Source organism: Serratia sp. K-E0102, assembly GCF_029962625.1.
Lineage (GTDB): Bacteria > Pseudomonadota > Gammaproteobacteria > Enterobacterales > Enterobacteriaceae > Serratia > Serratia sarumanii.
In genome coordinates this window covers 3483425-3495730 of sequence record NZ_CP124754.1, presented here as the reverse complement: position 1 = coordinate 3495730, position 12306 = coordinate 3483425, and the positions used below count along the sequence as shown (strand labels likewise).

General features: G+C 58.0%; 12 protein-coding genes and 2 tRNA genes. 6 read left to right on the top strand and 8 right to left on the bottom strand.

The window, feature by feature from the left end; translation table 11 throughout:
- Window positions 1-21: 21 nt before the first annotated feature.
- From rcsB to SSARUM2_RS16720, 4 genes are read right to left on the bottom strand one after another with little or no spacing between them, the layout of a single operon-like run.
- Window positions 22-672, bottom strand: a complete 651-nt coding sequence (rcsB, locus tag SSARUM2_RS16735; RefSeq protein ID WP_004935900.1) for a response regulator transcription factor RcsB — start codon at window positions 670-672, stop codon at window positions 22-24.
- Window positions 665-3367 carry a phosphotransferase RcsD gene (rcsD, locus tag SSARUM2_RS16730; protein WP_060438461.1) on the bottom strand — a complete coding sequence of 901 codons (2703 nt, stop codon included), beginning with the start codon at window positions 3365-3367 and terminating at the stop codon, window positions 665-667. The genes rcsB and rcsD overlap by 8 nt, the downstream gene beginning before the upstream one ends.
- A gap of 20 nt (window positions 3368-3387) precedes the next feature.
- The gene (locus SSARUM2_RS16725; protein ID WP_033653783.1) at window positions 3388-4542 is read right to left on the bottom strand and encodes an MFS transporter; all 1155 of its coding nucleotides are present in this window, start codon (window positions 4540-4542) and stop codon (window positions 3388-3390) included.
- 54 nt (window positions 4543-4596) lie between these two features.
- Window positions 4597-5004 (bottom strand): DUF4186 domain-containing protein, encoded by a 408-nt coding sequence (locus SSARUM2_RS16720; protein ID WP_072270117.1) that lies wholly within the window; start codon window positions 5002-5004, stop codon window positions 4597-4599.
- A gap of 682 nt (window positions 5005-5686) precedes the next feature.
- On the opposite strand from SSARUM2_RS16720, the gene ompC reads away from it, so the two are divergent.
- A complete protein-coding gene (gene ompC, locus SSARUM2_RS16715) occupies window positions 5687-6817 on the top strand; it encodes a porin OmpC (protein WP_033635297.1) in 1131 nt (376 codons plus the stop codon).
- Window positions 6818-6968: 151 nt separating this feature from the next.
- The gene (locus SSARUM2_RS16710; RefSeq protein ID WP_033635296.1) at window positions 6969-7385 is read left to right on the top strand and encodes a VOC family protein; all 417 of its coding nucleotides are present in this window, start codon (window positions 6969-6971) and stop codon (window positions 7383-7385) included.
- On the opposite strand, the gene SSARUM2_RS16705 is transcribed toward SSARUM2_RS16710, so the two are convergent.
- The gene (locus SSARUM2_RS16705) at window positions 7379-7957 is read right to left on the bottom strand and encodes a TetR/AcrR family transcriptional regulator (protein WP_060438462.1); all 579 of its coding nucleotides are present in this window, start codon (window positions 7955-7957) and stop codon (window positions 7379-7381) included. The genes SSARUM2_RS16710 and SSARUM2_RS16705 overlap by 7 nt on opposite strands.
- A 107-nt stretch (window positions 7958-8064) precedes the next feature.
- Here SSARUM2_RS16705 and SSARUM2_RS16700 point away from each other — a divergent pair, with 107 nt between their 5' ends.
- The 4 genes from SSARUM2_RS16700 to SSARUM2_RS16685 all read left to right on the top strand — a co-directional run bounded on the left by SSARUM2_RS16700 (window position 8065) and on the right by SSARUM2_RS16685 (window position 9316).
- A complete protein-coding gene (locus tag SSARUM2_RS16700) occupies window positions 8065-8532 on the top strand; it encodes a nuclear transport factor 2 family protein (protein WP_041036023.1) in 468 nt (155 codons plus the stop codon).
- A gap of 127 nt (window positions 8533-8659) precedes the next feature.
- Complete coding sequence (osmE, locus tag SSARUM2_RS16695; RefSeq protein WP_033635291.1) at window positions 8660-8989, top strand: osmotically-inducible lipoprotein OsmE; 330 nt, start codon at window positions 8660-8662, stop codon at window positions 8987-8989.
- 157 nt (window positions 8990-9146) lie between these two features.
- A tRNA-Ser gene (locus SSARUM2_RS16690) sits at window positions 9147-9234 on the top strand.
- A gap of 6 nt (window positions 9235-9240) precedes the next feature.
- Window positions 9241-9316 (top strand) — tRNA-Thr (locus SSARUM2_RS16685).
- Between the two features lie 211 nt (window positions 9317-9527).
- Here SSARUM2_RS16685 and SSARUM2_RS16680 read toward each other — a convergent pair.
- From SSARUM2_RS16680 to ttrS, 3 genes are all read right to left on the bottom strand, one after another.
- Window positions 9528-9770, bottom strand: coding sequence for a DinI family protein (locus tag SSARUM2_RS16680; protein WP_004935803.1), 243 nt, complete (start codon window positions 9768-9770; stop codon window positions 9528-9530).
- A gap of 91 nt (window positions 9771-9861) precedes the next feature.
- Window positions 9862-10461: a tetrathionate respiration response regulator TtrR gene (gene ttrR, locus SSARUM2_RS16675; RefSeq protein ID WP_033648021.1), complete on the bottom strand. Its 600-nt coding sequence runs from the start codon at window positions 10459-10461 to the stop codon at window positions 9862-9864.
- A complete protein-coding gene (gene ttrS / locus SSARUM2_RS16670; RefSeq protein ID WP_225369085.1) occupies window positions 10436-12154 on the bottom strand; it encodes a tetrathionate respiration histidine kinase TtrS in 1719 nt (572 codons plus the stop codon). The genes ttrR and ttrS overlap by 26 nt, the downstream gene beginning before the upstream one ends.
- Window positions 12155-12306 lie beyond the last annotated feature (152 nt).

Below are 12306 nucleotides of genomic sequence, written 5' to 3'. Positions count from 1 at the left end.
TAACCTGCCGTGAGTCAGGCTTTAGTCTTTGTCCAACGGCGTCATGCTGACGGAGGAGAGGTAGTTGAGCAGGGCGATGTCGTTCTCGACGCCCAGCTTCATCATCGCCGATTTCTTCTGGCTGCTGATGGTTTTGATGCTGCGGTTGAGCTTCTTGGCGATCTCGGTCACCAGGAAACCTTCGGCGAACAGGCGCAGCACTTCGCTCTCTTTCGGCGACAGGCGTTTGTCGCCATAGCCGCTGGCGCTGATCTTCTCCAGCAGTTTAGAGACGCTTTCCGGCGTGAACTTCTTGCCTTTCTGCAGGGCGGCCAGCGCCTTCGGCAGATCGGTCGGCGCGCCTTGTTTCAGCACGATGCCTTCGATATCCAGATCCAATACCGCGCTCAGGATCGCCGGGTTGTTGTTCATGGTCAGCACGATGATCGACAACTGCGGATAGTGACGCTTGATGTACTTAATCAGCGTGATGCCGTCGCCATACTTGTCACCCGGCATCGACAGATCGGTGATCAGCACGTTGGCGTCCAGCTTGGACAGATTGTTGATCAGTGCGGTTGAGTCTTCGAACTCCCCAACGACATTCACCCATTCAATTTGCTCAAGTGACTTCCGGATGCCAAACAGTACGATAGGATGGTCATCAGCAATAATTACGTTCAGGTTATTCATGTTGTTGGCTACCTTGCTTCAGCAGTCTGCTGACGAAAAAATCAATCTGACTGATGTTATTCTCGATCTCGGGCGCATCACCTTCTGCGATGCGCTGTTCTAACGATTCGCACAGCTGCTTGCCGGGAAGCAGATTTAACATGGCAAACACGCCTTTCAGGCGATGTGCGGTTTGTGACAGCGCATTGAAATCACTGCTGCCCGCCTCAGTATACAGTTTTTTGACATCGTCGGGTACTGTATCGACAAACAGCCCATAGTAATCACTTGATTTCAATTGTTTTTCATAGAGTTGGATATCTTCTGAACTCAATGAAAGCGGGCTTTCTTCCTGTTCCAGCGCGGCCATTTGCTGTTCGATCAGTATCAGCACGGCGTCGATTAATGCGCCGTTCAGGTTGTAGTTCACCCGAATGTAGCGTTTATCCAGCGCTTGCCAACCCGGCTCATCGGTCGCCAGCAGCAGGGTGTAATCATCGGCTCGCTGCGGGTTATCGGTCAGCAGCACGTCATAATCGCGATTGACCGCGCGATCGTCGGCGACGAGGCAGTCGGCGCCGTAGGCCTGCAGCAGACGGGTCACGATGCCGCGCACTTCATCCGACGTGACGTCCAGCAGGGCGGTGACGCCGTCGAGCAGTTTTTCCTGCTCCTGCGGCTCTTTTTTCTCCATCTCCATGGCGACGCGAATGGTGTAGCGAGTGCCGATATCCACCTTGCTGCGAATGTCCAACTGGCCGTTAAGCTTCTTGCACAGCTGATTGCACAGGAAGAAGGTGAGGCCGGAACCGTGGTTGAAGCGGTCCACCAGCGTCTGGCTGAGGAACGGATAGTTGAGGTTGCTGATCTCTTCGTTGGAGATGCCGGAGCCGGTGTCGTTGATTTGGAAAATCAGGCGATCCGGGTGCTCGGGCTCATGGTCGACAACCAGGGAAATCTTGCCGCAGGCGGTGGTGATAATGGCGTAATGCACCAGCAGCGAGATCACCTTGCGCAGCGCGTTGGCGTCGCCGATATAGTTCTGCTCGACGTCCAGCTGGAAATGCTTGAACAGCGCCAGCCCCTTCTGATTAAGGGCGGGCAGGGCCTCCAACAGCAACTCGTCGATCATCGCCGTCGGGCTAAACGGCTCGCGCGAGGGTTGCCAGTCCTGGGTTTCCAGCCGGGTCAGCAGGGTGATGTTATCGATCAATTCCAGCACCGAAGCCGACGCCGCCGTCAGCTGGCCCAGCAGCGCCTGCTGCTGTTCCTCATCCGGCCGGCCGTGCAGACGATCGACCAGATCGTGCATCTGGCGTACCGGCTGATTCAGCTCAATGCCCAGGTTGTGCAGCATCAGCTTGCGCGCCTGAACGTTTTTGTCGTATTCGCGCCGTGCCTGCTGCAGCCGCTTGTTCACCATCACCTCTTTATCCTGATCGTGCATCAGGAACAGGTAGGTGTCCGGCGACAGCTGGCTGCGGAAGATGCGGATTTCATACACCTCGTTGTTGACCGTCGCCTGGATCACCCCGTGATGCTGTTCGGCCATATGGGCGATCCTTTGCAGACTGAGGTGCGGCAACAGGTGCTCGGCGATTTTATTGCTGGCGATCACCGCATTGTTGGCGAAGCTGTAGACCAGCAGGCCGGAAGGCAGGCTGGAGACGATTTCCTGATTCAGCGCGCGCTCGGCCTCCAGTTCCACCGCCATGTTTTCGCTCGGGCGAATGTACTGGCGGCGGATAAAGTAGATGCTCAGCATCGACAGCGCCAGCAGCAGCAAGTTGACCGCGATCAGCCAGATGTTGTTGCGCAGCAGGTCGATGGCCAGATTGATGGCCGAAACGCGATACACCACCTTCAGCGGCGCATTGGGCAGGGCGGCGCTGAACTCCACCCAGCCGCCGCTCATCGTCGCATGGGTGCCGAGGACGGTTTCCGCCGGGATGGTGCTGTCGTCGAGATCGACATCGTCCGGCTGCAGCAGGAAATTGGCGCGGGCCAGATTGGCCGGAATGATGTCGTTGATCGGCAAGTCGAAGGCGATCACCGTCGCCAGATGCCCTGGCTGATTGAAAGTGGTGCGAATCGAGAACGAATAGGCGTTCTGGAAGCGCTGCTTGCGCAGATCGGAAAAGCTCTCGCGCTCGTCGAGCATATTGGCCTGCTGCAGCATCTCGGCGCGGCGTTCGTCCGCCGAGGTGGTCAGGTAGCTTTCCCGAAAGCGCGAAGCCAGCTCTTTGAGCGGCTGAGTGGTGATCAGGCTGAGGCTGTTGTCCTGACCATTGAGGTAATACATGGCGTAGTTTTCGGTCTTGGCGCCCCAGCGGGTGTCCAGGTAATCCGAGATGTTGGCGATCATCGCCAGCGTGCTCTCGTCATGGCTGCCGAAGATCACCGCGTCGGTTTTCTTGTGCGGTTTCTCGATATAATAGACGTCGGGCCGCAGGCGGGTTTCCTGCAAACCGGGATCGACATTCTGCGCCGGCGCATTGCCGAATTTGTCATAGACCTGATAGGTCATATAGCGGTAGGTATCGATGCGCTTTTGCAGCGAACCGGCAATGCTGTTCAGCGCGTACTTTTTTTCCGCCAGCCAGGCGTTGGTGTAGTTGTAGCCATACAGGCCGATGCCGATCGTCAGCAGCACGATAAACAGCAGGAAGCAGCGGGTAATGTTGCTGGAGCTGATGGTCAATTGTTTATTTTGCATAGTGGCTGCGCATTCCTGAATCAGCGAGTGACGGCCCTGGCGCTGGCGGTCACCGCCAACAGCAGAGCGGCTACGCAGGCGAAGGCCACCGTCAGGCTGGAAAACTGAGCGATGAAGCCGATCAGCGCCGGGCCGGCCAGAATACCGGCATAGCCCACGGTGGTGACGGAGGCGATCGCCAAATTGGCCGGCATGTCGCGCTGGTTGCCTGCAGCGCTGAACAGGATCGGCACCACGTTCGAGGCGCCCAGGCCGACCAGCATGAAACCGACCAGCGACACGGTGGCGTGATTGAAGGCGATGGCCAGACTCAGGCCGAGAGCGGCGCACAGGCTGCCCAGCAGCAACACCCGGTAGCGGCCCAGTGAGTTCACTACCCGATCGCCATTGAGGCGACCGAGCGTCATGGTGATGGAAAACAGCGCATAGCCCAGACCGGCCTGGCTGTGTTCGACGCCGCGCAATGTGGTGAGGAACAGCGCGCTCCAGTCGAGCATCGATCCTTCCGCCAGGAACATGATGAAGCAAAGAATGCCGATGAACATCACCCAGCCGCGCGGCAAGACGAACATCGGCCCGCCGTCGTCGGCGCCGCTCTCACGCAGCAGATGGCGGCTGGCGAGCGCCAGCAGCACTATCACCGCCAGTACGGTAAGCAGGGTGGATTGCAGCGGCGTCAGCCCCAGCCACAGCAGCGCGCTGACGCCGCCGGCACCGGCAATGCCGCCGATGCTGAAGAAACCGTGAAAGCCGGACATCATCGCCTTGCCGCTGGCGCGTTCGACGATCACCGCCTGAACGTTCATCGCTACGTCGATCATGCCGATCGCCGCACCGAACAGCAGCAGCGCCACGGCCATGCCGCCGAGAGAGTCCATCAGCGCCAGCAGCGGCAGATCGATGCACAATCCCAGCCCCGCCATCAAGATCACCGCGCGGCAGCCCAATTTGCCGGTCAGGAAACCGGTCAGCGGCATCGCCAGCATGGAGCCGGCGCCGATACAGAGCAGCAACAGGCCGAGCGATCCGTCGTCGATGCCAATGCGCGCTTTGGCGAAGGGGACCAGCGGCGCCCAGGCGGCCATGCCGAGACCGGCGACGAAAAAGGCCAGACGGGTGGCGATCTGTTGAGGAACGCCGGGCGTTTGCTGTTCATTGCACAAGGTGGCTGTCATGTAAGCGTCAGGATCTTGGGTCAAAAGAATGGTGAAAGTTACTGACAGTTTTTATCACAATCCGCGATCCGGGTCGAAAATATTCGTGCCTGACACATCCCAGGCGCCGCCTCTGCGCACCAGCCACAGCGCGATAGCCTGGACAATATAGTCCTTTTGCCGCTCGTCCAGTGCGACGCCCTGCGGTATGCCGTGCCACTTTTCCAGGCAGCCGCGGCAGCAGGTGGCGGTGGCGTGCTGGGCGACGAACACCGGGTGGCCACGCATCGGCGTTTGCTTGCCGTCGTTTTTAGGGTGGGCGGCGGCCAGGCGGCGATCGATAAAATCGCGGGCATGGCTGAGGATAAGGGGCAATCCTTTACCCTCGAGATAAGCCTGGTCTTTGGCATTTAAACGGAAGCGAGCGCGGAAGGGGGAACTTTGCAGCCGCCGCCACAGCACGTCGGGTTGAAAGGGCATCATGAATTTTACTCGCTGAAGGTGCGCTTTTTTCAGATTACCAGTACTGAAACTCTGCGGCTAATTGTGCCTGCGGCGGGAAATAATCGGCAAGATAAAGCACGAAATGAAAAACAAGTTCAATTTGTAGGCTAAAATAAGGAAAAAGATTAGCAATTAGTGCGGCGGTAAATTAGTGAAACTATATCATTGGGTTATTTATTTGCTTGCTATTTGTGCGAGTCGAAATTGTGAGGGGAGTATGGAGGGAAATAAAAAACCGGCCAGAAGCCGGTTAAAAGGAATGCAGAAATTATCTTCCGATAATGAAGGTAATAATGAAAATAATGATGATAGCGGCTGCGTGTGGGGCGCGTTTTGGCACAATGTGCTTATTGCCCGTCTCAATTGTATGGTTGGCTTTTTTTTCTTAAAGATATGTATAACTACATGATTTTTTATCAATTAATCTATTCTTTGTCTTTAAGTGCTTTATTTTGTTTGTCTGTAAGGTTTTGTGAAAGTTCGCGCGTATTTACATTTTGAAACCTTTATTAATTACACTGAAACACTATCGGATACTTGGTATCATTTTCTTTCTGGATTAATATAACCCTTGTTACCAGAATGGTAATGCACAGTCGTGCTAATAATGCTCGAAAAGGGCAGTGGCCGTAGCTCGACATAATTAACGAGGATAATAACGATGAAACTTCGAGTACTCTCTCTGATGGTACCCGCACTGCTGGTTGCAGGCACAGCAGGCGCGGCGGAAATCTACAACAAAGACGGTAATAAACTGGATTTGTACGGTAAAGTCGACGGTCTTCACTATTTCTCCAGCAACAACGGCGTGGACGGCGATCAGTCTTATATGCGTTTTGGCCTGCGCGGCGAAACGCAAATCAGCGATCAGCTGACCGGGTACGGCCAGTGGGAATATCAGGCGAACCTGAACCACGCTGAAAACCAGGACAACAAGAACTTCACCCGTTACGGCTTCGCCGGTCTGAAATTCGGCGACTATGGCTCCTTCGACTACGGCCGTAACACCGGCGTGCTGTACGACGTCGCGGCGTATACCGACTTGCAGCCTGAGTTCGACGGTATGACCTACGGCGCCGACCAGTTCATGTTCCAGCGTTCCAGCGGCCTGGCGACTTACCGTAACAACGACTTCTTCGGTCTGGTTGACGGCCTGAACTTCGCCCTGCAGTACCAGGGTAAAAACGGCAACGGCGAAGAGACCAACAACGGTCGTGACGTCCTGGGCCAAAACGGCGAAGGCTACGGTATGTCCATGAGCTATGACATGGGCTACGGCATCAGCGCCGCGGGCGCCTTCTTCAACTCTCGCCGCACCAGCGAGCAGAACGGCGCCGGCGCGTACCGCAATATTATGGGCCGCGGCGACAAGGCAGAAGGTTACTCCGGCGGTCTGAAATATGACGCCAACGACGTCTACCTGGCAGTGATGTTCACCCAGTCCTACAACGCGGCGCGTTTCGGCAGTTCCGACAGCAGCGTTTATGGCTACGCCAACAAGGCGCAGAGCTTCGAAGCCTACGCGCACTACCAGTTCGACTTCGGTCTGCGTCCGTTCGTGGGCTATAACCAGACCAAAGGTAAAGACCTGGGCCGCGCCGGCAACGGCAAGGACTACGGCGATCAAGATCTGGTCAAATTCGTCGACCTGGGTGCGACCTACTTCTTCAACAAAAACATGTCTACCTATGTTGATTACAAAATCAACCTGGTGGACAACAACGATTTCACCGACGCTGCCGGCATCAACACCGACAACGTGGTTGCCGTGGGCCTGGTTTACCAGTTCTAAGCACCAGCGTGTGAATGACACAGCGCGGCCTTCGGGCCGCGTTTTTTTTGCCGGTAAAAAGCACGGATTGATCCGTTGTCGGCATGGGAAGCGCTTCGGATCGCCTCCGCTCGGCCTACGCTGTGAGTACAGCAAACAGAACGGAGGTGATATGGAACTCAAGATCGATAAGGTGATCGAAACGGTGCTGTACGTCAGCGATATTGAACGCGCGGACGCTTTTTACCGGCAGGTGCTGAAGCTGCCGGCAATGGTCGCCAATGAACGGTTTCGCGCCTATAACGTCGGCGATCGGAGCGTACTGTTGCTGTTTATCGAGGGCGATTCGCTGCGCGGGGCGCAGTATCCGACCGGGTTTATTCCCGCGCACGATGGCGTGGGGCCGGCGCATATCGGGCTGGCGGTGGCGAAAGAGCAACTGCCGCACTGGGAACGGCATCTGGTGGCCAACGGCGTGGAGATTGAGGGGCGAATGCGTTGGGAACACGGCGGGGAGAGCATTTATTTTCGCGATCCCGACGCCCACCTGCTGGAACTGGTGACGCCGGGCATCTGGGCCAATTACTGATCGAACCCGCCTTGCGCCAACATGTCCAACGCGGCATTCAGCACCTGCAGCGCGGCCTGTGGTTGCTGCTCTATCTGCACTCTGATGATGGCGCCGTCGATCAGCATCGCCAGCATTGCCGCCCGCTGTTCCTGCTGCGGCCCGGCGGGCAGGTGGCGCGCCAGTTCATCCGCCATCTGCCGCTTATGCCGGCCGGCGATGTGCAGGCTTTCCGGCAGCAGATCGGCTATCTCCACCGCAGTATTGATAAACGCGCAGCCGCGAAAGCGCGGATCGTCGAACCATTCCGCCAGGCAGGGTACCAGCGCCGGCAGCAACCCGCCGGTCTGCGCCACATGGCGGGCCAGTGATATGCTGAACCAGATGAGCCACTGCTGATGGCGATAGGTCAAAAACGCCGTAATCAAATCGTTCTTGCTGGGAAAGTGGCGGTAGAAGGTCACTTTGGTCACGCCCGATTCCTTGATGATGCGATCGATACCGGTGGCGCGGATCCCCTCCTGATAAAACAGATCGTGCGCCGTCAGCAGGATGCGCTGGCGGGCGGGCAAGGCGTTGAGATCGGCGGTCATCATTTTCTCCGGGGCTATTTTCGAGTGATTGTAGACAACTCTGTCTACTTGCGCTAGCGTAAAGGTGTAGACAGAGTTGTCTACATGCCTTCACTCAGGAGATGAACATGAGCATTAAACCCCCATTGCCGCCTTTTACCCGCGAATCCGCCATCGAGAAGGTGCGGCTGGCGGAGGATGCCTGGAACAGTCGCGATCCCGAACGCGTATCGCAGGTGTATTCCCTCGATACCCACTGGCGTAACCGCGCGGAGTTTGTCGACGGGCGCGCGGCGGTGGTCGGCTTTTTGCAACGCAAATGGGCGAAAGAACTGGAGTATCGGCTGATTAAGGAGCTGTGGGCGTTTGACGGCGCGCGCATCGCGGTGCGTTTCGCCTATGAATGGCGCGACGATTCCGGCAACTGGTATCGCAGCTTCGGCAATGAAAACTGGGAGTTCAATCAGGAGGGGCTGATGATCAACCGTCATGCCTGCATCAACGACATGCCGATTCTCGAACAGGATCGGCGTTTTCATTGGCCGCTCGGTCGGCGCCCGGACGATATTCCAGCGCTGAGCGATTTCGGTTTTTGAATCTGCTGGCACGCCGGCGATGGCCTCTTGAGTGCAAAAGCGCACCGATCGACAAAGGGGAATTTGTAGAAAAGCCTTCCCGCTTCTAGACTTAGGGAACAACAAATGCACTCCAAGAGGACAAGCTATGACGAAGAAGTTGGTTTTGGCCGTCGGCACCGCGGCGGTATTTTCCATTCTTGCCGGTTGCACCACCTATGATCGCGCAGCCAGTTATGTCAATGAGCCGGTGGTCAGCGATGTCAAAGTAGGGATGACCAAGCAGCAGGTGCGGGCTATCGCCGGTCCGCCGTCGACGTCCGCCACGCTGATCCATGCGCAGGGCACCTGCGACACCTATGCGGTGGCGCCGCGCGACGGCAAGGTGCAGACGTACTTTGTCAGCTACAACGACACGGGCCATGTCATGAACAAGGGCTATCAAACCTGTTCAGACTACGATTCTCAGCCGAAATAATCGCGTTTCGGCCGACCAAAAAAGCCTCGCTTGCGCGGGGCTTTTCATTTTTTAGGCGTTTAAGGCCTGAAGTTTAGGCAACTGCGCCGCCCATGCCATTTTTTTGCATCAAAACGATAGACATTTCATAACGGTATCGCTAATATCAGCGCCCATTGGAAGGATGGCCGAGTGGTTTAAGGCAACGGTCTTGAAAACCGTCGAGTGTAACAGCTCCCAGAGTTCGAATCTCTGTCCTTCCGCCAAATTCAGCCGGCTTAGCTCAGTAGGTAGAGCAACTGACTTGTAATCAGTAGGTCACCAGTTCGATTCCGGTAGCCGGCACCATGACAGAGGCCCCAGCAGCAATGCTGGGGCTTTTTGTTATGAGCTTTACACTTCCGCAGGAACAAACAGTATAGGTATTAACCTATAGCCGGGGTTTTATCAGCCGCACGGAGCTTGGAACCTAGGGCATTTATCACTGAGGGATTGGGGGGGGATGTGGCTTATTCTGGCAGAAATATAGCCGGTGGACGAGCCGGCTATCAGATAGGGTTCAAATATCCGTGACCAGCCACTGATCCGCTTCTTCGAACATCTCTTCCAACATTCGGTTCAGCTTCTCACGATCGCTTTTGCTGGCGTCGGAGTTCAGGCCGTTGGCCTGCATCGGCTTCACGCGCACGTCAGCTTCCGGGAACAGTGCATGCACGCGTTTTTCCAGCTCGTTGCGAATAATCTCGGCGGCGTTGGGTAACCCAGCGACGTTGCGTTTGTCGTACACCAATTCTACAAACATGACTCACCTGTAAGTACTGATTTAATGTACAGTATTCTGGCCTGAGGAAGACCGGTTGGCAAGAGGGGGCGCGGAATTTTGCATGATGCGTTCATTCTTGCGCGGCGTGCGGTAAATCCTGCAGCTGAATCACCAATTCCGCCAGGCTGGCGGCCTGCATTTTCTCCATCACTTTTGCCCGGTGAACCTCCACGGTGCGCAGGGCGATATTCAACCGCTCAGCCATTTCCCTGTTCATCATGCCCCGCACCACCAGCTGCGCAATGTCGCGTTCTTTCGGCGTGAGCGTGCGGTAGCGGCCGCAAGTTTCATGGCGTTGCCAGGCCTCGGCGGAGACTTGCTGCGCCCGTTCGAGGGCGGCGATCAGCGGTTCAGCGGCGATCGGTTTTTGCAGGAAGTCCACCGCGCCGTACTTCATCTGCTCAACCGCCATCGGCACGTCGCCATGGCCGGACAGGAACACCACCGCCAGCGTGCTGCCGCGGCGGCGCAGCTCCCCGTAAACCTGGTGACCATCGAGCTTCGGCATCCGCATGTCCAGCAAGACGATCCCGGTCTGAAACAGGTCCGCCTGCGCCAGAAAATCGGCGCTGTCATTCCAGCATTGCACGCCGTGGCCGAGGCTGGTCAGCAAAAAATGGCAGGCGTCGGTGACGGCGACGTCATCATCCACCAGATAAATTAGCGACATGGTTTTCCTCGTTATCCAATATGAAATGCAGCGTTACGCACAGCCCGTTGCGGCTGTCGGGAGCCGGGCGGTTAGCCAGGCGGATTTCGCCGCCGCCATAGCGGGCCAGGCGCCGGCAAATGGCTAACCCCAGCCCCATGCCGCCGGCCTTGGTGGTGTTGAAGGGGCGAAAAGCCTGTTCCAGCCCGGCCGTTGTCATGCCGCCCGCGTTGTCCTGCAGATGCAACTCTATCGCCCGTTCGCTCTTGGCGGCGGAAAGCCAGACGGCATTGGCCCCGGCCTGCGCCGCATTCAGCAGCAGGTTCGCCAGCAACTGTTCCAGCAGCGCCGGCGGCAGGGTTAGCGTCAGCGAAGGCGCCACGTTATTGAACAACGTCAGGTCGGGATAGCGCTGCGTCAGGCGCAGCAGCGTCCACACCCGCTCGGCGGTTTTGCTTACCGCGGTGGGGCGCCAGCGCGTTTGGTCTATCGCCTCCGCGGTGGGCTGCACCCACTGGCGCAGGTTATGAATCGTCTCGCCGCCGCGCTGCGCCTGCCGGTCGATATTTTCCAGCGGCCCCAGCAGCGGATGCCCGGCGTCCGTGTTGCGCAGTTGGATCAGGCACCCCTGCGCATAGTGGCGAATGGCCGCCAGCGGCTGGTTGAGCTCGTGCGCGAAGCCGGAGGCCATCTCCCCCAGTACGTTCAGCTGCCTGGCGTTTTCCAGCGCCCGTTCCTGCCGCCGCAGTTGCTCGTCGGCGCGGAGCAGCTGTCGCCCGCGTCGGCGTACCAGCAGCGCGATCCAGATATGGTTGACGATCAGCAGCGCCAGCAGCGCCAGCGACAGGCCGACGGCCGTCTGATGCTGGATCAGCCAGCTCTTGATATCCAGCCACAGCCGCCGCTGTTCCGGGTGCTGATTGACGGCGCGCAGCAGCGCTTCCACCTCGCTGGTCGAGGCCGGTGCGCCCCACAGGAAGGGAGACTGGGGCGGTGCGGTCAGCAAGGCTCTCGCCACCGCATCCACCAGTGAGTTATCCAGGCCGGGCAGGGCGGCGAACGACCAGTTGGGGTAAAGCGGCGTGCTGGTGACGCAGGGAGCCGACGTGGCCTGTTGCAGCAGCGGGCGAAAATCCGCCGGGTTGATCAGGCCTTCCTTGCCCATTTTCTCCAGCAGGCAGACCGGGACGATGGCGGCCTGAATGGCGCGCTCGCGCAACAGATAGAGCAGGGCGTCGGCAGGGAAACCGGTAAAGCGCAGGTGAAAATCGCGCTCGGGCCGTATGCCAGCGTCGCTGAGCGCCTTATAGCCGGTCAGATAGCCGCCGAAGGCCTGCGGATCGATGGCGCCCACCGTTTTGCCCATCAGCGCCTGCGGCGTCGTAATGCCGCTGTCGCGCCGCACCAGAATCACGCTGCCGATGATGTTGCCCGTTGCCCGATCGCCGTTGGCGGCGCGCAACGACGCCAGCCAGCGCAGATGATAGTGGCTGTTCAGCTGCACAAACTGCGCCGGATTAGTGACCACGAACTGCACGCTGCCCCGATTGACCGCTTCGCGCATCTGCGCCAGATCGAGCGGCCGCAGGCGGAAGCGTTCTCCGCCGACGCTGCCGTTGAGCCTGTCGATCAGCGGCTGCCAGTCACGCTCGGTCGCCGCATCGCCGCGCATCGCCAGCACGCCGACCGACCACTCGCCCGCCTGTGCCGCCATCCCCCAGCCGAGACTGAACAGCAGTAATAACACGACCCTCACGGCCCCTCCTGATGGGCAATTTGCCTGCCGCCACTTGTTTTAGATCAACGTTGGGTTCGGTATGTGGTTAACCACAATAGAGCTGAGCCCAATGTCATTTTTACACTGTA

What these genes read in the sequence shown, in the direction of transcription:
- SSARUM2_RS16705 (WP_060438462.1), bottom strand. Translation starts at nt 7,957, where the DNA reads ATGACCGCCGATCTCAACGCCTTGCCCGCCCGCCAGCGCATCCTGCTG.
- rcsB (WP_004935900.1), bottom strand. Translation starts at nt 672, where the DNA reads ATGAATAACCTGAACGTAATTATTGCTGATGACCATCCTATCGTACTG.
- ompC (WP_033635297.1), top strand. Translation starts at nt 5,687, where the DNA reads ATGAAACTTCGAGTACTCTCTCTGATGGTACCCGCACTGCTGGTTGCA.
- SSARUM2_RS16710 (WP_033635296.1), top strand. Translation starts at nt 6,969, where the DNA reads ATGGAACTCAAGATCGATAAGGTGATCGAAACGGTGCTGTACGTCAGC.
- SSARUM2_RS16725 (WP_033653783.1), bottom strand. Translation starts at nt 4,542, where the DNA reads ATGACAGCCACCTTGTGCAATGAACAGCAAACGCCCGGCGTTCCTCAA.
- SSARUM2_RS16700 (WP_041036023.1), top strand. Translation starts at nt 8,065, where the DNA reads ATGAGCATTAAACCCCCATTGCCGCCTTTTACCCGCGAATCCGCCATC.
- ttrS (WP_225369085.1), bottom strand. Translation starts at nt 12,154, where the DNA reads ATGGCGGCACAGGCGGGCGAGTGGTCGGTCGGCGTGCTGGCGATGCGC.
- rcsD (WP_060438461.1), bottom strand. Translation starts at nt 3,367, where the DNA reads ATGCAAAATAAACAATTGACCATCAGCTCCAGCAACATTACCCGCTGC.
- SSARUM2_RS16720 (WP_072270117.1), bottom strand. Translation starts at nt 5,004, where the DNA reads ATGATGCCCTTTCAACCCGACGTGCTGTGGCGGCGGCTGCAAAGTTCC.
- ttrR (WP_033648021.1), bottom strand. Translation starts at nt 10,461, where the DNA reads ATGTCGCTAATTTATCTGGTGGATGATGACGTCGCCGTCACCGACGCC.
- SSARUM2_RS16680 (WP_004935803.1), bottom strand. Translation starts at nt 9,770, where the DNA reads ATGTTTGTAGAATTGGTGTACGACAAACGCAACGTCGCTGGGTTACCC.
- osmE (WP_033635291.1), top strand. Translation starts at nt 8,660, where the DNA reads ATGACGAAGAAGTTGGTTTTGGCCGTCGGCACCGCGGCGGTATTTTCC.